The 23,188-nt window shown below is 43.2% G+C and carries 21 protein-coding genes and 1 pseudogene; 3 read left to right on the top strand and 19 right to left on the bottom strand.

From position 1 onward, the window contains the following. Window positions 1-106 precede the first annotated feature (106 nt). The 4 genes from AC3WU2_RS05400 to AC3WU2_RS05385 form a co-directional block, all read right to left on the bottom strand. Window positions 107-451 carry a hypothetical protein gene (locus AC3WU2_RS05400; protein WP_492451970.1) on the bottom strand — a complete coding sequence of 115 codons (345 nt, stop codon included), beginning with the start codon at window positions 449-451 and terminating at the stop codon, window positions 107-109. 233 nt (window positions 452-684) lie between these two features. Next, complete coding sequence (locus AC3WU2_RS05395; RefSeq protein ID WP_492451968.1) at window positions 685-1,035, bottom strand: DNA-binding protein; 351 nt, start codon at window positions 1,033-1,035, stop codon at window positions 685-687. A 198-nt stretch (window positions 1,036-1,233) separates the two neighbouring features. Beyond that, window positions 1,234-1,929: a hypothetical protein gene (locus AC3WU2_RS05390; RefSeq protein ID WP_492451966.1), complete on the bottom strand. Its 696-nt coding sequence runs from the start codon at window positions 1,927-1,929 to the stop codon at window positions 1,234-1,236. Window positions 1,930-2,203: 274 nt separating this feature from the next. Next, a complete protein-coding gene (locus AC3WU2_RS05385) occupies window positions 2,204-3,397 on the bottom strand; it encodes an ABC transporter substrate-binding protein (RefSeq protein ID WP_492451964.1) in 1,194 nt (397 codons plus the stop codon). 273 nt (window positions 3,398-3,670) lie between these two features. Here AC3WU2_RS05385 and AC3WU2_RS05380 point away from each other — a divergent pair. Further along, window positions 3,671-3,918: pseudogene (locus AC3WU2_RS05380) on the top strand (helix-turn-helix domain-containing protein); the annotation flags it as partial. Between the two features lie 207 nt (window positions 3,919-4,125). Here the strand turns inward: AC3WU2_RS05380 and AC3WU2_RS05375 are convergent. The 7 genes from AC3WU2_RS05375 to AC3WU2_RS05345 all read right to left on the bottom strand — a co-directional run bounded on the left by AC3WU2_RS05375 (window position 4,126) and on the right by AC3WU2_RS05345 (window position 9,648). Further along, a complete protein-coding gene (locus AC3WU2_RS05375) occupies window positions 4,126-4,353 on the bottom strand; it encodes a helix-turn-helix domain-containing protein (protein WP_492451962.1) in 228 nt (75 codons plus the stop codon). A 10-nt stretch (window positions 4,354-4,363) separates the two neighbouring features. Further along, entirely contained in the window at window positions 4,364-4,846 is a 483-nt protein-coding gene (locus AC3WU2_RS05370) for a DUF2975 domain-containing protein (RefSeq protein WP_492451960.1), read from the bottom strand. A gap of 274 nt (window positions 4,847-5,120) precedes the next feature. Next, entirely contained in the window at window positions 5,121-5,459 is a 339-nt protein-coding gene (locus AC3WU2_RS05365) for an S-layer homology domain-containing protein (RefSeq protein ID WP_492451958.1), read from the bottom strand. 31 nt (window positions 5,460-5,490) lie between these two features. Beyond that, a complete protein-coding gene (locus AC3WU2_RS05360) occupies window positions 5,491-6,150 on the bottom strand; it encodes an HAD family hydrolase (RefSeq protein ID WP_492451956.1) in 660 nt (219 codons plus the stop codon). A 252-nt stretch (window positions 6,151-6,402) separates the two neighbouring features. Further along, complete coding sequence (locus AC3WU2_RS05355) at window positions 6,403-7,686, bottom strand: DUF4179 domain-containing protein (RefSeq protein ID WP_492451954.1); 1,284 nt, start codon at window positions 7,684-7,686, stop codon at window positions 6,403-6,405. After that, window positions 7,652-8,215, bottom strand: a complete 564-nt coding sequence (locus AC3WU2_RS05350; RefSeq protein ID WP_492451952.1) for a sigma-70 family RNA polymerase sigma factor — start codon at window positions 8,213-8,215, stop codon at window positions 7,652-7,654. Before AC3WU2_RS05350 ends, AC3WU2_RS05355 begins: the two co-directional genes overlap by 35 nt. Before the next feature lie 257 nt (window positions 8,216-8,472). Next, complete coding sequence (locus AC3WU2_RS05345; RefSeq protein WP_492451950.1) at window positions 8,473-9,648, bottom strand: DUF4272 domain-containing protein; 1,176 nt, start codon at window positions 9,646-9,648, stop codon at window positions 8,473-8,475. A 279-nt stretch (window positions 9,649-9,927) separates the two neighbouring features. On the opposite strand from AC3WU2_RS05345, the gene AC3WU2_RS05340 reads away from it, so the two are divergent. Further along, window positions 9,928-11,865, top strand: a complete 1,938-nt coding sequence (locus AC3WU2_RS05340; RefSeq protein ID WP_492451948.1) for an N-acetylmuramoyl-L-alanine amidase — start codon at window positions 9,928-9,930, stop codon at window positions 11,863-11,865. A 183-nt stretch (window positions 11,866-12,048) separates the two neighbouring features. Here the strand turns inward: AC3WU2_RS05340 and AC3WU2_RS05335 are convergent, their stop codons facing one another. The 4 genes from AC3WU2_RS05335 to AC3WU2_RS05320 all read right to left on the bottom strand — a co-directional run bounded on the left by AC3WU2_RS05335 (window position 12,049) and on the right by AC3WU2_RS05320 (window position 17,417). After that, entirely contained in the window at window positions 12,049-13,413 is a 1,365-nt protein-coding gene (locus AC3WU2_RS05335; RefSeq protein ID WP_492451946.1) for an alkaline phosphatase, read from the bottom strand. 602 nt (window positions 13,414-14,015) lie between these two features. Continuing rightward, window positions 14,016-15,557: a hypothetical protein gene (locus AC3WU2_RS05330; protein ID WP_492451944.1), complete on the bottom strand. Its 1,542-nt coding sequence runs from the start codon at window positions 15,555-15,557 to the stop codon at window positions 14,016-14,018. Between the two features lie 77 nt (window positions 15,558-15,634). Beyond that, on the bottom strand, window positions 15,635-16,738 hold the full coding sequence (locus tag AC3WU2_RS05325) for a sensor histidine kinase (protein ID WP_492451942.1): 1,104 nt from the start codon (window positions 16,736-16,738) through the stop codon (window positions 15,635-15,637). Further along, the gene (locus AC3WU2_RS05320) at window positions 16,722-17,417 is read right to left on the bottom strand and encodes a response regulator transcription factor (protein WP_492451940.1); all 696 of its coding nucleotides are present in this window, start codon (window positions 17,415-17,417) and stop codon (window positions 16,722-16,724) included. The genes AC3WU2_RS05325 and AC3WU2_RS05320 overlap by 17 nt, the downstream gene beginning before the upstream one ends. Before the next feature lie 657 nt (window positions 17,418-18,074). Here AC3WU2_RS05320 and AC3WU2_RS05315 point away from each other — a divergent pair. Continuing rightward, window positions 18,075-20,021, top strand: coding sequence for a fibronectin type III domain-containing protein (locus tag AC3WU2_RS05315; protein WP_492451938.1), 1,947 nt, complete (start codon window positions 18,075-18,077; stop codon window positions 20,019-20,021). Between the two features lie 281 nt (window positions 20,022-20,302). On the opposite strand, the gene AC3WU2_RS05310 is transcribed toward AC3WU2_RS05315, so the two are convergent. Genes AC3WU2_RS05310 through AC3WU2_RS05295 form a run of 4 tightly spaced genes read right to left on the bottom strand, consistent with a single transcriptional unit; the run spans window position 20,303 to window position 23,157 of the window. Further along, on the bottom strand, window positions 20,303-21,019 hold the full coding sequence (locus AC3WU2_RS05310) for a 5'-methylthioadenosine/adenosylhomocysteine nucleosidase (protein WP_492451936.1): 717 nt from the start codon (window positions 21,017-21,019) through the stop codon (window positions 20,303-20,305). Between the two features lie 11 nt (window positions 21,020-21,030). Then, the gene (locus AC3WU2_RS05305; RefSeq protein ID WP_492451933.1) at window positions 21,031-21,879 is read right to left on the bottom strand and encodes a MetQ/NlpA family ABC transporter substrate-binding protein; all 849 of its coding nucleotides are present in this window, start codon (window positions 21,877-21,879) and stop codon (window positions 21,031-21,033) included. Between the two features lie 39 nt (window positions 21,880-21,918). Further along, window positions 21,919-22,689 carry an SDR family NAD(P)-dependent oxidoreductase gene (locus tag AC3WU2_RS05300; protein ID WP_492451931.1) on the bottom strand — a complete coding sequence of 257 codons (771 nt, stop codon included), beginning with the start codon at window positions 22,687-22,689 and terminating at the stop codon, window positions 21,919-21,921. A 6-nt stretch (window positions 22,690-22,695) separates the two neighbouring features. Further along, window positions 22,696-23,157, bottom strand: a complete 462-nt coding sequence (locus tag AC3WU2_RS05295) for an S-ribosylhomocysteine lyase (protein WP_379346498.1) — start codon at window positions 23,155-23,157, stop codon at window positions 22,696-22,698. Window positions 23,158-23,188 lie beyond the last annotated feature (31 nt).

Genomic DNA, 23,188 nt, shown 5'->3' with positions numbered 1-23,188 from the left:
CACATCTCTGCTTACTACTTCTTACGAACCCATGGCAGAGCCCGCAGAGTAGATACAGATACAGTGTTAGGTGAAGTTGCTGACTTCTTCGAAATCCACTTACAAATTATTTTATTTCTTTCTTTAGATACTCATTTAATTTCTTAACATTGTCAGTTACATATTCAATTTCTTGATTCTTTTGTTTTATTAATACATAAAATGGTGTGCTTAATACATCTATTCTCTTATCTGGAAATCCGATACCTGGAACTCCGAAACTGTAGCCACTTATTCTATTATTGGGATCTTCCAATCCATCAACTTTCTTGCTATTACTTGCTTGATTCTCATAGACAAAGAGCGTATATTGAGTCTTTTGAAAAGAATTAGTTGCGATCATATATACAACAAAACATACTAATATTACTGATCCCAAATAATATAAATATTTATTTATTGAGTTTTTCATGGTTACATCCCTTTGTTTTCATATTTAATTCATTACAGCAATTTCATCTAACGTTTTGTATCTACGAACCCGAGAGGCTTAAAGGAGCGTAGCGACTGGGTGGATTCGCCACTTAGCCTTACAGGGTTGTCTGCTGATTCCGCTTCCCGAAAAATCTTCGGCAGACCAAGGAGCGACAGCGACAGCGTAGATACGTTGTTATCTGAAGTACGACCTTCTTCGAAATACTTTCATTAATATTGTATTCTCAGCGTTGTAGACTCCTTTAACCATTCTTTTAATCCATCTGTACTTATATAAATATCGGTTCCAATTCTAAAGATGGGAAACATCTTGCTAGAATATGTACCAGCGGTCTTTAACATGGTTTCTTCACTAGATATAATTGTTCTTACCTGGAGTTCAGTTATATTTAAGTATTCAGCTGTTTCTTTGATTGTCATTAGTGGTTTATATTCTTTTTGACTTGTTCCGTCTTTGTTCAGTTCTCTGTCTCCAGAATTACTAATAATCACGCCACTAATAACAATAGAAAGGCTTAATATGAAAGAACTAATTATTGCACTTATATTTAGTTGCTTCATCGCCCTTGCCTCCTATAATTAAATTAAGCACTTGTCGTATTTCAGATAACGTTTTTGTATCTACGAATCCAAAAGGCTTAAGGCTCGTATGCGCCGGGTGGCTTTGCCACTTAGCCTTGCAGGGTTGTTCGCTGAATCCACTTCTCTGCTTACCTCTTCTTGCGAACCAAGGGTATAGCCCGTAGTGTAGATACGGTGTTAGACGGAGTTCATCCCCCCCCAGAGTTCGCAATCATAAAAATCCAAACAAAGAGACCAACCATAATATTTAAATGCCTTATCATATATTCTTCTTGCATAGTAATCAATATGTTCATGTGCATGGTAACCAGGAAAACGCTCAAATAAGTCTTTACCCTCATCTTTGACATTAATCGCATCAATCGAGATATTAAAAAAGATTTCTCTGCTTCCAATTAAGAATATAGTATCGAATTTTTCTTTAATATCTAAAAAGTCCTTATGCTCTCGATACCAATACTTACTTAAATTACGTTCAATATTTATATCATTATTAATGACCAAATTTTCTTTTTTTTCATCACTGCCTTTAGATAATAAATATCTAATATCCTTCCAATCTTTCGTATTAAATTGGAGTGAATGATGTAGTATGATTAGATCGTTTCCACTTTCTTTAATAGACCAACGATCTAGTAAATAATCAGTTAATTGATTTTGTTTACTCGGTATATACAAGATACTATTCTTCGTTTGAGACATCACCAATAGCAGCTTTGATAAGTATTCTAAGTTGCTATCATTTCCCAGTATTATAGCTGACCTGTCACCTCTACTTATTACATATAGCTTTGTTAGTTCAAAAATAGGTGTGAGTATTATATAAGTTTTGTTTCCTAATCTTACTTCATACTTATTAAAGTTAATTTTCATGGTACTTTTTATCCTTTAGATGAATTTCGTCTAACGTCTTATTCAGGAGCTTCGTAAATAATTCCATATGTAGAGTATTCGCGAAATTATTGATCTATCCTGACCGTACAGGTAACGAGGCATCCAGAATTACCGCAGAAGCTCTAGAAACGATTGTCGAGTAGCTATGTTCTTGTCAGAGTTCGACAATGTAATGAATATTAAACTATCAATATAATCTCGATTCGTATTTGGGCCGACTGCCTTCGTGTCTTTATTGAACCATCGTTCCCCCTTAGCTTAACAAAGGTGCCGAAAAGTGTTCTTGAAGTTTACCGTCCAGCACGACGGCTAAATCATCCAGCGTCCCCTTAACGTCGGCACCTTCGAACATAATACGGGCCAAAGCAGGATTCACATAGTCGTCCAACAATTGATACAGGGCTGTGTTCCCTGACGAGACCGGAAGTTGAGCACTATTCTCGAGTTCCGCCAGTATGGCATTACGCAAAGGATCACTGTCATGACTTACCTCCGAATATACGGAGCGAAGCGGAGCAATTGACCCTTCCGACACAAGTCGGGTCAATTCATTGTTGGTACAGATCAATTCACAAAGGAAAGACCAGGCTAATTCAGGGTTAGCTGTTTTGGAAGAAATGCCGAACCCGCAAACCCATGGCTCGTTCACCCTATGTCCATCAATAAATTGCGGCAATCCCGCGACACCGAGATCTTCCTTCAAATGTGGTTGAATTTCATGCAACATAACGTAGTAATCAAGAATCATCCCGGCTTCGTTACGAATCAAATCGCTGTTCGCAAAATACTCTTGGGTCGCCCGTGCAACTTGGTGTTTGCGGACAAGATCAACTGCCCATTGCACAGCTTGCACAGCTTGCGCATTGTTTGCGTAACCGGAGGCTCTTCTTTTATCGGGCGACAACCAATCTGTCCCTGCCGTGAGCAGTAGAAGACCAATGTACTCACGGTGAAACGAGATTCGGGCCGCAAACCATTCTTCTTTGTGCACATTCGCACGCTGCAGCCTAATCGCTATCTCCATAAAATCATTCCAAGTCCAACCTTCTTCTGGGTAAGGAATACCCGCCTTGTCAAACCATTGCTTATTATAGAAAATGCCTTTCATACTGGCGCTTAATGGAAGCACTGCAACTCGTCCGTCAGGCTGTATCAGGCGGAATATCGAAGGGTGAAACAAACTTTCTAATTCATGATTCTGTCTCAGCCATGCTCGAAGATCAAGCAATAGTCCATCCTTACTGCAATCGACGATGTCTCCGTTAAACAACTGTACAAGATCGGCATTGGATTCCCCTGTGTACAAGGTTGTACGGATTTCTCCGTTAGGAACAACTTTAACAATTATTTTCACTCCAGGGTTCAATACCTCGAAGCGGCGCGCAACTTCTTCCACTGATTCTTTTTGCCACGGTTCGTCGATCTGCACTACTAGTTCCGTTTTCATGAATCCATCTCCTTTTTGATGTTTCATTCTATATTCTTTATTTAACAATAATCCCCTTTTTTTATTGATATATCCTACCAATCCGTTAGCTTAAACTATGTACAATGTAGTGGTGCTATAATGATTGCTTTTGGAAAATTGCCTGTTTGTCGTCCAAAGGATCTGTTCCTCAGTGAATCGACCTTTCTCTAGGATTTTCCTTGCCATGGCCGACAGATCCACGATATCGATGATATTATTTCGATCGAAATCAGCATCCTTATTTCCAACTTTGTAGCATTTTCCACACTAAATAATCAGGATATTAGCGTTTAATTAGCTATAGAAGCTATAAATGATATTACCCCCTCCTACTCCCCCCGGGTTGTCACAATACAAAAGATCCAGCAATTTGTGGCAGAGTTTTACGGATTGCGAACTGAAGTCTTTAAGGAGCGCAAGCGAACAAAAGCAGTAGCCTTCCCGAGGCAGATTTATCAAGAGAACTCACAGATTCCTCACTTCCGAAAATCGGATCCTCCAAGATTCGGAACTTATTTGAATCATCAATGTTTTGACAGAGAAAATCAAAACCCAAAACTGAAGGATATATTTAAAGCCCCCATTATCAACTAATGGGGGCCTTAAGATATAGTGTACCGTTACTTCAATGAATTGGTCTTTCATCAGCTAGCAAATGGTTTCCCAATCGAACTAATAAACGCCACATGTATTTTTAACCACTCACATTATCCGATAATGGTGGTGTCTTCGTCACTTTTGTATTCTAATATATCTCCAGGCTGACATTCTAAAGCCTTACAAATCGCCTCTAAAGTTGATAATCGAATCGCTTTTGCCTTTCCATTTTTCAATATAGAAAGGTTAGCCATTGTTATTCCAACCCTCTCCGAAAGTTCTGTTACGCTCATTTTTCTTTTAGCCAACATCACATCAATATTGATAATAATCGCCATGTTCCTCACCTCAGACCGTCAAATCATTTTCTGATTTTATATCAATAGCCTCATTTAAAAGTCTTTGGAGAACAGCAGCAAAAACGGCGATCACCATAGAGGCGAAAATAATGACCAATCCGATTGGTATGAAACTTGGAGGGTCAACTCTCTTCCCCATGAGATAGTAGAGTGGCATACCTAGCAGGTACAAGGTACTGATTGTGATGGCACAGTATTTTATATTCTTTAAAGCCTTTACGGATAATTCCGAGAAAGCTTTGTTCTTGTCAATATAGCTCAAAAGTTTAAAAGATTGATACAGAGCAAAGTAAAAAGGTATCGCCGTTGCATACAAATCGATAAAAACGAGATATTTAAAATAAGTATGATCTGGATACAATTCTGCTGCAAAATTCGCTATCTCTGGCACCAAAAATACGCACAAAGCAAGAACTGGTATTCCAATAAGAATAACAGCTGCCTTTAAAAAGAGTGTTGTTCCTCGTTTCATAAAAAGCCCCTCACTTACTAATAAATTTAATTTGACTTTAACACAATATTTATCGTTCTACAATAAATAAATATTGATATTAAATGTGTTATTATTGTTTATAGACATCTTTTTTAGCCAAAAAAAGCATTCCTCACTTCGATATAAGATACAACATAACAAAAAGCAGCCTGCTCTGCCGAGTAGGCTGCCCTTCGTCGTGAACGGTAGAAATCCATGATAATGTGATTCATTAAAGCTAGTCTAAAAATAATTTGTCGATGACCTCATCGTACTACTTATTCAACGCATCCAATAACTTATTCATCATCACCGCAGCTTCTGCTCTAGTCGCATGGCTATTGGTACGGAAGCTCTGATCCTCGTAGCCTTGGATAATGCCCGATTGGACGAGTGAATTCACCGATGCATGCGCCCAGCTTGGAATTTGCGATGCGTCCTTGAATTGGCTTGTCGCTTCGCCAGACGACTGTGAATCTAGATGCAAAGTTTGGTTCAGCATCACCGCGATCTCAGCTCTTGTAATCACTTGATCCGGCTTAAAGCTGACTTGTCCATTCTCCTTGTACCCGCTTATCCAACCTGCTTGGACTATAGATTTACAAACTCTCAATATAACGGTCGTGTCCCGTTTAGTTGAAAACCTATTTATTTAACTGTGATACGATTGTTTTTATCTCAATTAAGTCATCTATAACGATATCAGCCTGAGAAAGTTCGTCGTCTCGTGCAAAATCAAAATTACATCCTATGGCAACTAAACCATTATCTTTAGCTGCATTGATATCCGATAGGCGGTCTCCTACTACTGCCGAATTAGTAATACCATATTTTTCAATAATAAATTGAACCAAGTCTGATTTATTTAACGATTCAATTTGTTGGATACTAAAGGTTTCAGTAACCCAATTGTCCAAATGATAATAACTCACAATTGCCTTTAAATATTCCGTTAAACCATTACTTGCTATGTAAATTGAACAACCATTCTCTTTTAAATGACTGAAAATTTCCAATACATTAGGATATAAAGCCCCTTTCCCACTTCTTATATTATCAATTAGTCTTTCTAGAAAATATGCATCAGTTTGTTCTCTTACTTCATTGGAATGATTGGGTAACAGAGTTTCCCATACTTTTGGTAAAGGTACACCCATAATTTCACGGTATTTATCAATAGGCGTTACTGAATCCCATTCATTTAGATCCCTTAAATGATTAAAAGCATCCTCGAGCGATATTTCTAAAATTTTATCTGTTTGAAATAGTGTTCCGTCCATATCAAAGATGAGTGATTGTGACATTGCTTCCTCTCCCTTTTTATGCATTATTTATTCTCATCAAGTAGGCCTGATGTAACTTCCACGCAGCTTCCCCGTACAACATGTTCAGCCCCTTCTCAGATGATTTAATGCTAATACTAGAATAAAGCCTTTTTACCGAGTAATCCACACTCTTCTGGTAAGTTATTCCTTTTTTGATGTACCAAAACAAAAACCCGGAGAACAGCCACTCTTTTTTCAAAAGTGTCTATTTTCCGGGTACTAGAGCATGGTTTATTTTTTGTTATCTACTGGAATAGAAATTTTCTTATTGTAGGTTTTAATATATTGGTATCCGTCGACCAGCAGGAATTCTGGCTTGTCCGTGGTGTTGAAAGAATACGTCTGCTCCCACATGATGTTGCCATTCTTCAAATCCCAAGGACGTTCTTCAGAGATCGATGATACCGGAACGACGTGACCTCCGGCTTGGATGGATAAATTGTCCTTTTCCAAGAACGTAAACTGATTTCTGGCAATGACGATATCATAGCCTGTATCGGTTTTGGTCACGCTGCGAATCCACAACTTTTCATCTCCGACTCTGATTGATCGATCGGACGGTGTTGCGAGCGAGATGGGTTCTTCGATCTTGTGATACCCTTCGAAATTTTCGAGGACAAGATCAATGGAATGAATATTATCCGTAGGGAATGCGGCGAATTGAAGTTGAAAGTCAGGATTATGTCCCCCTGCTCCACTCCTGCCTACTTCTGTCCCATTCACATACAGCTTGGTTTCACCTGAAAATCTCGGATACTCTTCTAATTCATAGTGCCCTTTCACGATGGTTGACGTTGGGGATGCAGTAATATAGTCATAATGAATCGTCCCTTTATCAACTGCGATGGATGCGGATAAATCCTCTTTGATGATACTCTTCATCGCCTTATTCGCTTCAAAGTTGAAGGTGATGGGATAGGACAACTTTTTCCCATTATCCAACCACTCCGTAAATGTAACAGTTAGGGTGCGTGCAAATGGGCTAACAGGCTTGAAATCATGATCTCCAACGAACTGGCTCTTGGTCTTGCCTGGTCCGCCGCCGCCTCTTAGCGAATCTGAATTGGTCAAGAACCCTCGCAAGTTCTCAAATCCATATCGACGAAAATCATCGTCCGTAAACGCAATGCCTGCAGGTCGATCAATGGTGTAATACATGCGAAATACATTATCGTCAGCAATGACACCTTGAATTGTAACGACCGTGCCGTCTTGAAGCGTTATGCTTTTGTCAACAGATTGTCCGTAACCCTGCTCCACCACTTCAGCAAAACTAAGTGTATTCAAGTTGATGTTAAAGTAATAAGCTAAGGCAGGATACTCGTAAACGCCAACCATGAGTATAATCGCTGCAGCTGCTGATGATATCCAAGCCACCACTTTCGTCTTGCTTCTCTTTTTCTTGGGAACACGATGCAGCGCATTCCGTAGTCTCTCCTCAAGTTCTGACGGCGCATGCATCTGATTCACCGTCTGCTGCTTATACTCCTGTAATTTCTCCTCGATCGTCTCCATAACGATCACCTCCGATCATGGCTTTCAATTTAAGTATGCCTTGTGAGATTCTTGATTTGATGGTTCCGAGCGGCGCGCCGGTCATGTCTGCAATCGTCTGGTACGGAAGATCATGAACATATCGAAGTTCGATCGCTTCCCGCTGCTGTGCATTCAGATGGGATAGCAACACCTGCATATCCAGCTCTGACTCTGTATGGCGATATGGATTATCGTCAGTGAATGCTGCAAGGGATAGATCTTGCTCGTCTTCAAGTGGAAAAAATCGCCTTTTTTTGCGGAGTAATGTTCTGCACCGATTGACGAGAATGGTTTTGCTCCAGCTGTAGAATGCTTCGCCCTTTTGCAATTGATCGATCTTTTCATACAGTGTAACAATCATGTCTTCCATGGCATCCATCGCATCATGCTCGTTTCCCATGTAGGTATACGCAAGACGATAATAAGCGTCCTGATCGGCCATGATGAGTTGTAGTAATGCTTCTTTGTTGCCCTTTTGGGCTTGTCTGACAAGATGGCTTACGTTCATGTTCTCTCCCCTTTTCATAGATAAGAGACCCTAGAGGTTATAAAAGTTCAATTTGTACGACAAAAACTTTATATGCGGAGGGGAATAAAGTTCCGGTAAAAACGGCAATGTCCCCAAGATCCTGTCGAATAAAAATGACAAGAACTTGAGGACATAAAATAAATAAGCCGCATTTTCGTGGAATGAAATGTCTTTCAGGGCTATCCTAGCGTTTAGCTTTCGATTGTCCGCCTAATAGATATGTTGTGATCTTGATTCTAGGTGTCCATCGAAATTTCGTCCCATTGTTCATCCCGATGGCCGATCATCCAGAACAGTCCCCTACGTCGCTCTATCACGATACTTTCTTGCATGCCGGCAGGAGCTTCTTCTCCTTTAATCCTGCTATTTACACATGCCCAATGAAGTCTATACATTTTATCTGCCTCATCCAAAATTTCTTGTCTGCTGCGCATCGTCGTTGTCTGATAGAACTGTTCGAACGATTCGCAGTTGGAAACGATTTGAATCGCATGATCACAGTCGCATACCTGGTCAGGGAATTCAAGTGTATCTACAAGACCCAATGCCCAAATAAGCGTCCAATACGCCTCATATTGCCAGGTAAGATTGACTGCGTCCTGCGTATCTAATTCATCCTCCTGCAAAAATCTGCTTTCATATTCAGTCAAATCATCTTCAACGCCATATTTTTGCAGCATGCCTATAAAGAAGTTTTTGGACTCATGGATATCCACGGATTGAGTCACATCACAAGCGTATTGGATCACGATTAATAAGGCGACAGCTCTTTTTGCTATCTCTTCCTGTGTTTTAAATTGACATTCTGCTAATGGTGGCAGCTGAGGCATCCAAGTAATGTACGGAATACCCCTTTCATGTAAATAGGCTATACTCCTGTCTTTTCGTTGTTCGCCTTCCTCAGATGTGATCTCTGGCCCCAGCACTTTGCTTGTAGCAGCATGAGGTCTGAAGTCAGCTGAACCTGAACTGCCGTCAGGATACACAATAATTTGTCCTTCTTGATCAAGTAAAATTCCGTTGGGCAAAAAGCCGATCCCGCCTATCTCCAATAGCAGCTTCGTAAAGAGTTGCATCAGCCCGTCATTCATTTCCTTCTCCGATTCGATGGCAACCATCGTGTTTAAGACGGATATTTGTGTCATCACTAGTCCTTTAAGATGCTCGTCTTCAAAAGGAATCCGATCATAGAATCCCATCATTCCTGGAATGTTTTGCAAGAAATACTCGGGACTTGTTTCTTCAGTTGCGACTCTGATCGTGATTTTGTGTTTGTTAAACAACGTCTTGGACTTGATAAAATATTCATTCTCGTTAACCTTAACGTCAAAGCCCTTATCAAAAACGTCTCGTATCTTCGTTCCAATATCGTCAATGTCGTTCCTGGATGCAAATATCGTGAAATGATTCAAAACTATTTCCTCCCATTTTACCTTGCAAGCATTTTTGATAGAATGTTCATCCAACTGATACCAGTCTATATAAACATCTATGAAACTGCAACAATCGAAGGACTACTCCTTAACACCTGCTAGAGTACATCTAACTCCGATTCAAATGCCCGATGAAATAATATTTCGATTTTTAAATTTTGTTCATGTTTTAATTTCATAAAAATATATTAAAAATGGAGGTGCGAAATCAATCGGAGTCATCATTATCATCATCATTATTATTCGGGAGGGAAAATATTGAAACTGCTTCGAACAGTCCAATGGAACAAGCTGTCGTTCGCTCTTGCAGTCGCCTTACTGGTGGCTGCCGGGTCCATACCTGGAGTTCCTGTTTCTTTCAAGTCCGTGCCTTCTGTCTATGCGGAGCAAGACCAGACGAGTTCATTACAGGAAGCCTTCGAATCCGCGGCTAATGAGTTTGGCGTGCCAGTGAGCATTTTAATGTCCGTCTCCTACAACCTTTCCAGGTGGGAGCATCATCATGGTGAGCCCAGTACTTCAGGGGGATACGGTGTTATGCATTTGACCGACTATACGCAACAGAATAACGAAAACTATAAGGGAACCGGCGACGGGGATACAACATCGACTTTCTTGAATGATCCGAGCCTACATACCTTATCGGAGGCGGCCCAGCTATTGAACGTCGATCCGGAATTATTGAAGCGGGATCCTATGAGCAACATTCGGGGAGGAGCAGCGTTATTAGCGAAGTACGCGCAAGAAACACTCGGTGAACTTCCTGCGTCGGAGTCCGACTGGTATGGTGCTGTTGCCGAATACAGTGGTTCTCAAGAGTCAGAGACCGCCATGGAGTTTGCCAATAATGTATTTGATACGATTCAGCAGGGAATATCGCGGCAAACCTCGGAAGGACAACAGCTCAGTCTGCCATCCAAAGAAATAAAGCCTAACCCTGATTCCGTGAAAAAAATGCATCTTCGCCCAACGAAGCCTGAAGCCGCCGAGTGCCCTCGTAATCTCCATTGCAATTTTGTTCCTGCAGCCTATCAGCAGAACGGGGATGATCCTTCGGACTATTCCAATTACGATCTTGCCGACCGTCCTAAATTTGGTCCTGATATCCGTTATATTGTCATACATGATACCGAAGAAACCTATCAAGATACGCTCAATATATTTACCAATCCGGACTCTTACGTCAGCGCCCACTATGTTATCCGTTCCTCCGACGGACAGATTACGCAAATGGTCAAGAACAAGAATGTAGCATGGCATGCAGGCAACTGGTATTTCAATATGCATTCCATAGGCTTGGAGCATGAAGGCTTTGCTATGGAAGGAGCAACCTGGTTCACAGAAAGACTTTACCGTTCTTCAGCTGCATTGGTTCGTTATCTGGCGGAGAAATACGATATTCCGCTCGATCGGGCCCACATTATCGGTCATAATGAAATACCGGGTCTAACTCCGGCGCGTCAAAAGGTTATGCATCAGGATCCCGGTCCATTCTGGGATTGGGAGCACTACATGGAGTTGGTTGGAGCACCGATCCGCTCGAAGCATGGGTCCAAAGATATTGTGACAATCAAGCCTGACTTTAAGACCAATCAGCCAGATATCAATGATGCGCCTGCTCAGCCGTCTAACTTCGTTTATTTATATAAAGAGCCTGACTTTAACGCTGAACTGATTGATGATCCTGCCCTTGTCGCACAAAATAAGAAAGACGGTTTCAGCGTAGGCGCCAAAGCTACCGTAGGGCAGACCTTCGCACTTGCCGACAAGCAGGGAGATTGGACTGCAATCTGGTTCGGAGGACAGAAAGCCTGGTTCTATAACCCGAAAGGAATGAATGCGGTTTCAGGCAAGGGAATGTTAGTCACGCCGAAAGCCGGCACCGTATCCATTGCGGTCTATGGAGCAGCTTATCCAGAAGAAGCGGCATATCCTTCGGATATCACGCCGAATGTGTTGATCCCGCTTCAGTACACCATTTCTCAGGGACAATCTTATATTGCCGTGGAAAAAGACAAAAGCGATTATTACGATGCTCCGATATTCACGACTGACCCATATGCGACCAGTAAACTGGTCAAGGGCAAAGAAGAGTTCTACCGAATATTCTTCAACCACCGCTTCGCCTTTGTGAAAGCCTCAGATGTCGAGAAAGTACGGATTCGGTCGATGAACGAAGAAGAGAATGACGATTAAACTATGCGTCAGGATTTCAAGAGGCTGTCATTTGGGATAGCCTCTTTTTTTCTGATTAAAGTACGACAATTTTGAGTGGTTGATAAGATTGGTAAGAATGAAAAACGAAGCGGTCTACCAACTAAGTTGGAAAGATCCGCTTCGTAATATAAGTCTAAGTATAATTATCACTTAACGAACAGGTTACTTGTTTTTTCCTTCAATCATATTGAAAATGATTTTTGCATTATCCGTGTTATCTATAAGTCCGGCGAATTTCTCTTTACCAGGCCCAAAAGCATAGACCGGCACATCTTCTCCGGTATGGCCGCCAGTCGTCCAGCCTGTATTGGAACGCGTATTAAAGATAGCTTCGATCGCATTGTCAGTCTTCGTTTGATCTTTGGTAGCCGCTGCATCTTTAACGGATTTGATTTCTTCATCTGTCAGTTGCAAATCAATATATTTTTTCAATGTTTCTTCAACTGTTGCACCGGCAAGAATTTCTGCTGCCATGAAATCTGGCGTGCGTTTAGCAGCTTTAATCGGAGCTACATCAAAATTGTAGATGCCATTGGCGCCAATCGAGAATCCGCCGGTTGAATGGTCAGCCGTCGCAACAACTAACGTATTCCCATCTTTCTTGGCAAAATCAATCGCTTCTTTAAATGCCTTCTCGAAATCGGCCATCTCGCTCATGGATGCGACTACATCATTATCATGTCCTGCCCAATCGATTTGGCTGCCTTCTACCATCAAGAAAAATCCGTTTTTATTTGTGCTAAGACGTTGAATGGCCGCTTTCGTCATCTCTTGTAGTGAAGGGGTCTTTTCGTTGCGGTCAATCATTTTATCCAATCCACCAGGCGCGAACAATCCGAGGATTTGGCTATTCGTGTCCTTCAACAAGCTTTCACGATCTGTCACATAGCTGTATCCGGCTTTTTTGAATTCTTCCGTCAGGTTTCTGTCCTTACGTACAAAATTGTTCAAACCGCCACCCAGCATGACATCGATTTTATGTTTCTTATTGACGAGTTCGTCGAAGTAATCATCTGCAATGGCATCCATGTTCTTGCGATTGATGTCATGTGCTCCGTAAGCGGCAGGTGTCGCATGTGTGATTTCAGATGTAGCTACCAATCCGGTAGACTTACCATTTTCTTTCGCTGCTTCGAGAACCGTCTTAACCTCTGTGAAATCATTATCAACGGCGATTGCAGCATTGTACGTTTTTACGCCTGCGGACATGGCTGTTGCGGCAGATGCGGAGTCGGTAATATTCTGATGTTCGTCCTCAGGATAAGTCATTTGTGATCCAACGAGATATGTATCGAATTCTGTTTTTTCTTTAACAGGTGTTTTGGGGTCATCTTTCATATAACGATATGCAGACGTATACGATTGCCCCATGCCATCACCGATCAGGAAAATAACGTTTTTAACCTTTTTATCTTCTACTTTTTTAGAATCTGCTGAACTCGGTGCAGCACCCGATACCAAAGCTGTAATCGCCAGTGATGACACGACAGCGAAAGGAATTACTTTTTTAGAGATTTTCTTAAACATAAATACCCTCCTTAGTAGTTAACGCTTTAAAATGATAATAGAATACCATTATTAGGAGAATATCATCAGAGAGTAAAGCGATTGTAAATACTTTAGTGGTTAAGTTACAAGAGTCCTTTTCAAGTTCGCAATAAATAGCAGGTATCCCCCATGTTTTAACAAGCTGAAACATGAGTCTAAACAACGCTTATACTTGAAAATTTCGCAGATCATCATATCAGTATCAATATTTGTTAATCTACCTCTTCCCCATTTACCAATATTCTAGGAAACCATCCTAATCTCCAGTACCGATTCCAACATTACAAAACCGCATTCCTTCAAAATAAACTGCCCGTTAGCTCAACAAGGTTGCAAATTCATACCGACAGAATTATTTTTTGGCTATCGATCCTTAGCGGAATCGAGTATTGCTTCTAGCGAACAAATTTCACTGTAGGGGTCCCGCCAACAAAACGCGGAAACCGTACGCTAAGCAATTATAAGGAAAAAGCCGGAATTTCCGTACGCTAAGGAATTCCGGCTTCTGTATTGTTTCTGCTAGCTATCCGGTCCAAAGGTTGACTGTACAAGATATCCTCATTTAGACCCTGACATATTCTTTATATCCTTGAGAAGACCTGCCTCAGCTGTTCACGTTGCAGCATGAAGACGGCCAGACCGAAAGCCAGCGCAGTGTAACCGCAAAGCACAGCAAAGCCAGCCCATGGTGTCAACGGGTAATATCCCATCTGCGGTACATAGGCGCCGATTACCTGTGGGTACTCCGTTAAGCTCTGCTGGATCGCGAACCCAGCAGCTGGGGTGAGTTTTAACAGCCACTGTGATGCGCCCGGGTGCATCACGTTAGCAAGGATGTAGGGGAGGACGACTGCCGCAATACTGGCAATCACCGCCACGATCCTACTCCGGAATAAGACAGCGAGGGCGAGTGAAAAAATAGCAACTACGGCGAGGAGTGCAGCCGTACCAAGTATTACACGCAACTCGGTAAACAGAGTTACAGGAAGTATTTGAATTCCGTTTGAGAGCAGGATTTGCCTGCATAGTGAAACTGTAACTATAATGGCAGCCAGCCCGACAACAAACGTGACGGTACCCAGCACAATAGCCTTCGCTGCCAGAACCCGGTCTTGCCGTGTACTCGCAGGTTGAGTGTTGCGAGTCAAGCCTCGTCGATTTTCGGTGGTGACAAACAGCACCGCCACAATAATCACTGCTATCAGCACGAATAACACACCATTAAGGAATTGCTCAATACGCCAGTTACCATTAGTTCCAGTTTGCGGCGCGATGTCACCAACTCCCGTTACTGTGAACCGACTACCAGACTCCTCCACCCCGCCTGGGTGATGCGGCGTTTTCCCATCGGTTTCCATGTCGACGCCCACATCGTCACGGCTCCATGGGCCATGTAGGTTGACCTGATCGAAGACGGAAGTGACCTCACTAAAGCGGGCCGCATACCCGACACCGTCGAACCTGAGGTCACCGGGGGAAGCAGCAAACATTCCGATCTGCACTATGTCCGGCAGATCCATCTGAACCGTGTCGATCTTGATCCACTGCTTGCCATCAAAGGACTCGTAGCCGATCAGCATGTCCCCCTCGCGGGTGATCCGCAGCCAGCGGGGAGAGTTCTCCGAAACGCCACCCGGCCGACTAGCCGTGTCGTGGGTGAAGTTGTGCTGCATGTGCACACCATGCTCGGCGGTGACCATTACCGCCACATACGGTGCACCCTGGCGAACACCGTCCTTGATCATGACACCGGCCTTCGCCCATGGTACCATCCCTGGCACGGGATTGGGGCCAGGTCCGATCGTGCCACTAGGTGGAGGTTCCTTGATCCGGCCCGTCATTGAGGTCAGCCGGACCGTGATACTGCCATCTCCCGTCAGCGGCTTATGCACAAAGTAGAACTTATCGGTCACCGCTTCGCCATCCGGCCCCACCAGAATAGGGGGAGAGCCACCTCCGTTCGAGCTGGTGACAGAGATGAACAGACCGGGTAGCATGATGAGTAGAACCGTGCTTACAATTCCGATCACCAAGCCGCGGTTTTTTAGGAAATTAGTCCACTCTGCTCGCAGCAATTTCGCGAAGCCATCGGCCTCTGTGTTTATTGTCTGTTTAAAAGTCATCGCTTTGCCTCCTTAACCGGCTATCCTGTACCAATAACCTTGATACTCACGATAACTTAGGCAAGGTTAAATGACGGTTAATTTTTTGGCAGTATAACTGTTGCTTTTGTAAAAACATCAACTTCACTCTCAAATAAAATTTCTCCGTTGTGCTTTTCTATGATGGTTTTTGCGATGGAAAGCCCAAGCCCACTGCCTCCCAATTCCCTAGAACGGGAGGTGTCAATTCTATAGAATGGCTCGAAGATACTTTCCAATTCCTCCTCAGGAATGCCTATGCCGTTATCCTTGATATTGACAGTCACAAAATCATCATTCTGGGCTGCTGTTACCACAACTTCTTCGTTCAATTTATTGTATTTCACGGCGTTCTGAACAAGATTAAAGAAAGCCCTTTGCAAAAGCACTTTTTCACCGAATAGCATAATATCTGAGATATTGTTTTTTATGCGGACATTTTTAACTTTGCTGTTTTCCGATAATGCCAAAATAATATCTTCAAACATATCTTTCGCATCAAAACTTTCACAGATATCAGCATTAATGGCGTTATTCATCTTCAGCAAATCATATACCAGGGTACTCAGTCGCTGAGCGTTTGTAAGGGTATCGTCCAAAACCTCTTTATATTCCTGAACAGAAGGATTTTTATCCAGTTGTAACACCTCAATATTCGCAATAATACCGGCAAGTGGCGTTTTTAGCTCATGGGCGGCATTTGCCGCAAATTGTTTTTGATGATTAAATGATTTCTCCAATTTCAAAATCATATGGTTAAAGGATGCTGCGAGCCTTGCGACTTCGTCATTCGTGTCAAAACCTTCAAGGCGCTGGAACAGCTTGTTTTCGTCAATAGTTTCAATACGCTTGGTTAGATCGGCGACCGGTTTTAACGTCTTTCCGGCGACGAAATAAGAGGCGGCCGTACCTAATACGATCATAATGAACATATAAGCGACGCTGGCGTAAGTGAAATTATTGTTTAATCTATCAGTTGCGGGTGGCTCCTTAGATAGATTCGACGGTGAAGTATTGAAATTATAGTCTTCAGCAGGTACCGTGTACATTTTTTGCGCCGTAAAAACTGATGAAGCCGTCAGAAGTACACAGATGGTTGTCAGAACAACCGTAGTTAAAATGGTAAGCCTTAACCGCAGGGGGAACTTATTTAGTAGTATCATCAGCAAACTCCTTAGTGATGAAATATCCAAGCCCTCTGGTGTTGTTAATCAGTTCCTTATCCCCGATATATTTTGCCAGTTTCTTTTTCAAGGAATTGATATGTACCTTGAAAGAGTTGGAGAACAAATCCGCCTCGCTGTCCCAAACATGCTCAATCAGCTCTTCGGCGCTCACGATTCGGTCTTTATTCATAAAGAGGTATTCAAGTATGGAGTATTCCTTCTTTGTCAACTCAACCTTTTGTTCATTCACAGTAACATACTTCAGAGCGGTATTGATCTTAACATTTTCATGCGTATGGACAGAATCCTTTTGAATAAACTCCCGGCGGAGCAATGCGCGGATACGGGCCTCAAGCTCTTTGAAGTGAAAGGGTTTTGACAGATAATCATTTGCTCCGGCATCAAGCCCGGAAATTTTGTCCTCGATTTCCGCTCTTGCGGATAAAATCAACACCCGAAGCCCCTTATTCGTTTTTCGAACTTCTTTGAGAACATCCATTCCGTTCATTTTAGGTAGATTCAGGTCGAGCACAACCAGATCATAGGGATATATATCGATAAGCTCCAAAGCTTGCTTGCCATCGTTTGCAGAATCAACAGCATAACCATATTTTTTCAACCCATTGCACAAAGCTTTTTTTAAGGACATTTCATCCTCAACAACTAAAACTCTCATTTCTCCACCTCCGTTATATAATCCTAAATAATTATACACAATTTCCAGCACGCAGCCTCGTTGATGGTTTTACGACTGCCCCAAAATCATTTTCGTACCTTTTGGAAACCGATACTATCGCTAATTGAAGCTAAAAAAGGATAGTGAAAACCATTAGCTCTGTTTGAATAAATATCTAGTCCGATATTTTAAAGAGAGACGATCCATAACCAAACGGTTTCTCTATTGCCAAAATGCATAACTCCTCGACAAAGATTTTATCCATACCATTTAAACCTATATGAAAATATTCATTCTGGAAAGGGTACCCTGCCAGGTGCTGGGACTTTCTGCACTCTCTTGCCCGTTAATTTGTATGGTATATTATTATTCGAATTTGATGTTATTTCCAATTTATAAAAATAGAAGAATGAGGTGACCACTATTCATACTGTTCGAAAGAACATATCGTATCTGATCCTTATTTGCCTGGTTCTTTCCTTGTTTTCACCTACTTCAGTTTTTGCGCAAGAGAGCAAAGACGCGGGCAGTCCTTTACTGGAAACCGACTCTACTCCCCCCATTATTAGCAATGTTTTTCCTGAAAACGGAAGTGCCATAACAGAGAACACAACGCTCCTATCCGCAGGCGTTGGTGATACCGGATCAGGTCTAAATTTGAGTTCGATCGAATTCAAGCTCGATGGCGAAGTCTTAGGCACAGGCAGTATACCCGTCAATTACATGCACGGACGAGCGTTCACTTATTCCCCCGAATTACAAAATGGGACCCACACCTTTGAAATCCAAGCTGCGGACCAGGCAGGAAATGTTGCTCAATTCACAAGTGTTTTCTATGTTAATCAATCCATTTGGCCCGAAGGAAGCGCTGTGCATGCAGGTAATAATAGCATCTACTCCGTAACTCTATCTTGGACTGCTGCTGAGGCGAGCAAGGGCTATCGGATCTATTCGGGACAACAGCTTCTGGCGGAGTTGGATGAAACGATTCACTCGTATGAGGTGACAGAGCTACAGGCTGGTTCATACTACGACTTTAAGGTAGAAGCCCAGCTTCCGGATGGCAGTTGGACAACGGATGGACCTTCTGTATTTACAGAAACGCTGCCTCTACCGCATTTTCCGCCAACTGTCTGGTCAGTTTACCCGAGCACCGGAGCTACTGTAACGACGGCCAATCCGGTCATTACGGCTAAAATACGCGAAGCTGGATTTGGTTTGCAAAAAGACTCTATCCTGGTCAAAGTTGATGAGAAGCTTATACCTTCCAGCTACGATGAGAAAACGTGGAACTTGACCGCTGAAGCCACTGGATTAGAAAATGGCTATCATACCTTAAGAATCCGCGCAGTCGATAATGAGGGAATTTATAAAGATTATTATGGCACATTCCTTGTACAAGCTGTATGGCCCGCAGGGAGCGCCTTGAGTGTAGGAAATGTGGGGCAGACATCGCTAACACTCTCTTGGACCCCTGCTGTAGGGAGCAGAGGCTATCGGATCTTCAGAAACGATAAGCTTATCGACACGGTATCCGATACGTTTCTCTCTTATGAGGTAAGTGACCTTCAACCAAACACCTACTATACCTTTAAAATAGAAGCAAAGCAGTCGGACAGCGTTTGGACAACGGACGGACCGTCTGTGTCCGCAATGACAGGTATGCTGTCAAATCCGTTCCTGGAACGGCTTATTAAGCTTCATTCCGCTTTAGCAGCAGGCGATCCTTCTGATATGCAGGATGTGCGAAGCCTGCGCGATGAAATCGCCGGACTGAATGATGCGACTAACCTGTCTCTGATCGATCCGGTATGGAACAAAATCAGAGCGAAGCTGCCGCAAGATGTTGACCAAACGGAGCTGAAGAGCAGCATTTTTCAACTCATCAAAGTGATCGGTTCGATCAATTACAACTCGTATGAATCTGAATTGTACAACATACAAACAAATTCAGCATTTCGTGAAGCCTTGAACACAATAGCGGCCGCTGGAGGACAAAATAGCCTAACGATCGTTGATTTCATGACCTTCCTGTCAGGTGACGGCGACAGCCTTATTGGTCTTGAAGGTACAATCGCCAGTTTGCTTTCGCAAAAATCTAAGCTTGAGCTCGTTCAACTGGTCCTGGATAAACAAAAACAGACAGCGCTTGTACTTGATGCGTTAGAGCAACTGCTCGGCAACTCAGAGGCGTACAAAATCAGCAGCATTTTTAATCAGCTTGGCGTTACATCGCAAGATCTGCTGACTACGGCGCAAAGCTTCCTTCAGAAACTACAGGAAGACAAGCCTGCTATTAACGCGCTGGCCGTTGCTTACATCCGCTCTGAAGCGAAAGAGACACTGAAAACAACAGCGAATGGAAAAAAACACAACTATTCACTTAAGGTGCTCGACATTGAGCTTCCTTCCGCTCTTTTAAAGTGGTCGAAAGTCAACGGAGACGACAAGGTAACCGTCCGTTCGAACGGAACGGTATCTATTCCTAATCAAATATCAAGCGGCTCTGCTGTGATTCAAGCATCCCTGCTCAATCCTTACGGTGGGAAAGCAAAGGTTATTTTCCAGAAGGAAGTGACATTAGTTAACGGTGGCGGAAATTAACGTTGCAATTTAGATTTAACAAAATAAAAAATGGCGTACAAATTGATAACCAATTTGATGCGCCATTTTTATTTAGTAGGCTTATGATATACGGAATACCTTCTATCGTTTCTATTTTTGCAACGGCTTCATCTAAATTTTCTTTGTGTTCAACAAGCCAACATAGTATCCAGTACCTATCTCCAAAACTTTCAATTTCTTTAAATAAACTTACGACAAAAAACGCAAGCAGCACGTCTTATCAAGACATACCGCTTTCGGTTCAGAATTATTTTATATAGCTACACGGCGATCGACTGGATCTGCTGAACTAGCAACTCCGTAAAATGCGCGGCATGCTTCGCAACGTCATCTAGATTATTATCGAAGCTGTCGGCCGAATCTGCACCATGTCCGGTAATATCGGATACTGCCTTGACAGCTATCACGGGAATGCCATATTGAGCAGCAGCTTGTACAATCGCGAGCCCTTCCATGTCTGATACCTTGACGGTAGGAAAAGTCGATTTAATCCATTCCACTCGCTCGGATTCACTCATAAAGGAATCCAGCGTCAGTACTAATCCGAAATCTAGGGCATACGGCAGCTCTGCTTCGGCAGCAGCTTGTCTCGCTACATCCACCCAGTCACTGTTCAGATCGTATTTCGCAGGCATCTGCGGAACCTGGCCATGCTCATATCCAAAGCAGGTCGCATCAACATCGCCATATCTGTACTGTGTAGCGACAACGACGTCACCTACTTTTAACCCTTCGGCAAATGCACCCGATGATCCAGCATTGATGATCAAATCCGGTTGATACCGTTCAATGAGCAGCGTAACCGCAACGGCTGCATTGACTTTGCCGATGCCGCTCTCTACCAGAATCAGAGGTTGATCCCGGTAGATCGCTTCTTCAACGATGACCTTGCCCACCTGTGATCTTGACGTAATTCGTGATTCACTACGAAATGGAGCCATTTCCTCTTCCATGGCAGTGATAATTGCAATTCTCATAATCTGCCTCTCTATTCTTCCAGGAATGAAATCGGCTTACTGACAGGTACTTTCGTGCCGCCGAATTCTTGTTCGATATATTTTTGCGTATCTTCGTTATGATATAATTCGCCTAATTTCAAGATGCCAGGATTGTCCTTTTTATCGGAGCTAGTCACAAGCACGTTGATGCTGCTTTTGGTATCGACAGAAACTTCCTCATGGAATAAGGAGTCCTTCAATACGTTCAGTCCGCCTTCCATCGCGATCGTATTACCGATCAATACTAGATCCACATCTTGAATCACGCGAGGCCCGGTCGTATCATCGATCAACTTGAATTTTAGATTTTTGGGATTCTCAGCGATATCGTTCACTGAACCTATTCCCTCATTGAAACCGTCCTTTAACTTGATGAGTCCGGATGCCTGCAACAGTTTTAATCCTCTGGCTGTATTTGCCGGATTATCTGCCAGGGCGACGAGTGCGCCGTCCGGCACATCATTGATATTCTTGATCTTCTGAGAATAAATCCCCATCGGCTCAAGATACGTGGTCGCCACCGCTACAAGATTGGCATTGCTTTCTTTATTGTAGCTGACCAAGTACCCCCAGGATTGGAAGGCGTTCACGTCAACCTCTCCCTCTTTGGTAGCGTTATTCGTCACGACGCCCCCATCGATCTCCTTGACTTCAATATTGAGCTTGGCATCCTTAGCCGCCTGAGACTGCGCGATATGCTTCCAAATCTGGGCATCAGAGCCCATGGAACCGATGACGATTTTCTCGCTGTCACCCGATGATTTGCTTCCACAGCCTGCAACCACCAGTGTCAGTGTTAATCCAAGCGCTAATCCGCCCCATAATTTCTTGATATTCATATGCTTTCGCCCCCCTCAATTCAATAAAATATCTTTGGATTAATGCATCGTCATGCCGCCGGTTACATTAATGGCCTGTCCTGTCATATAGGAAGATAATGAACTAGCCAGGAACAACACGACATTCGCAATGTCCTGAACCTCGGCGGTCCTTCCCAGCGGAACCTGAGAACAATCCTCTGCATAGATCTCCTCTGCGGTCATTCCGCGGATGAGTCCACCTTCAATACGCTCCCGATGCTTCATCGGCGTCTCCACAATACCTGGACATACCGCATTGACCAGAATGTTATGCCGCGCCAGTTCAATCGCCATGACTTTCGTTAATCCAAGAACGGCATGCTTGGACGCGCAATATCCACCCATAGCCCGATAACCGTTCTTTCCGGCTTGTGAAGCCATCTGTATGATTCTCCCCGGCTTCCCGGCCTCGACCATCGCTTTCGCGAAAATTTTGGATACCAGATAGAGTCCGGTTGAATTGATAGAGAATACCTTTTCCCAATCTTCCAGCTTACTGTCAATTACATAATCCATCGTGGAAATACCGGCGCAATTCACGACGATATCCGGAACACCTGATTGCTCGAGGATGTGATCAGACCAGCGATAGATATCGTCTGATCGGGACAAATCCAGTCTGCTCTCGGACAAGCGCCCGTCGATATCCTTATAATCATCTGTATAGACGAGATCGGCAGAGATTACCTTGGCTCCACTCTGCAGCAATATTAGCACGATCCCTTGCCCTATGCCTGAATGGCCGCCAGTGACAACCGCCGTTAGATGCGATAAATCCAGCGTCATCATCGTCTATTACAAGACTCTCTCAAATGGGTCTCTGCTAATACCGGCATCGAGTACAATCTTCGCATATTCTTGTGCCGAAAATAGCGAATGATCCTTGTAATTGCCGCATTCTAGCGCGGATACCGCTGGAACCACTGTCGTTTCGAGTACGCGCTTCAACGTTCTCTCTAGTGCGGATGCGATCTCTTCCGGATCACGCTCATTCCAGAGAATCAGATAATATCCCGTTCTACATCCCATAGGTGAAATATCGATGATGCCTTGAATCTCATCCCTCATATATGTAGCCAACAGATGTTCAAGCGTATGAAGCGCAGCTGTCGGTATCGCATCTTGATTCGGTTGCAGGAAGCGCAGGTCGTATTTTTGTACGGTGCTGCCTTTCTCGTCATGCTCGACCCCTGCCGCTCTGACATAAGGTGCCTTTACGATCGTATGGTCCAATTGAAAACTTTCTACTTTTGCCATTGTTCTTCAGTCCTTTTTGTATAGTATTGTA

Source organism: Paenibacillus sp. EB106-05-06-XG162, assembly GCF_058791655.1.
Note: the sequence above shows the minus strand (reverse complement) of the source record. Positions and strands in the feature narration are given on the sequence as shown.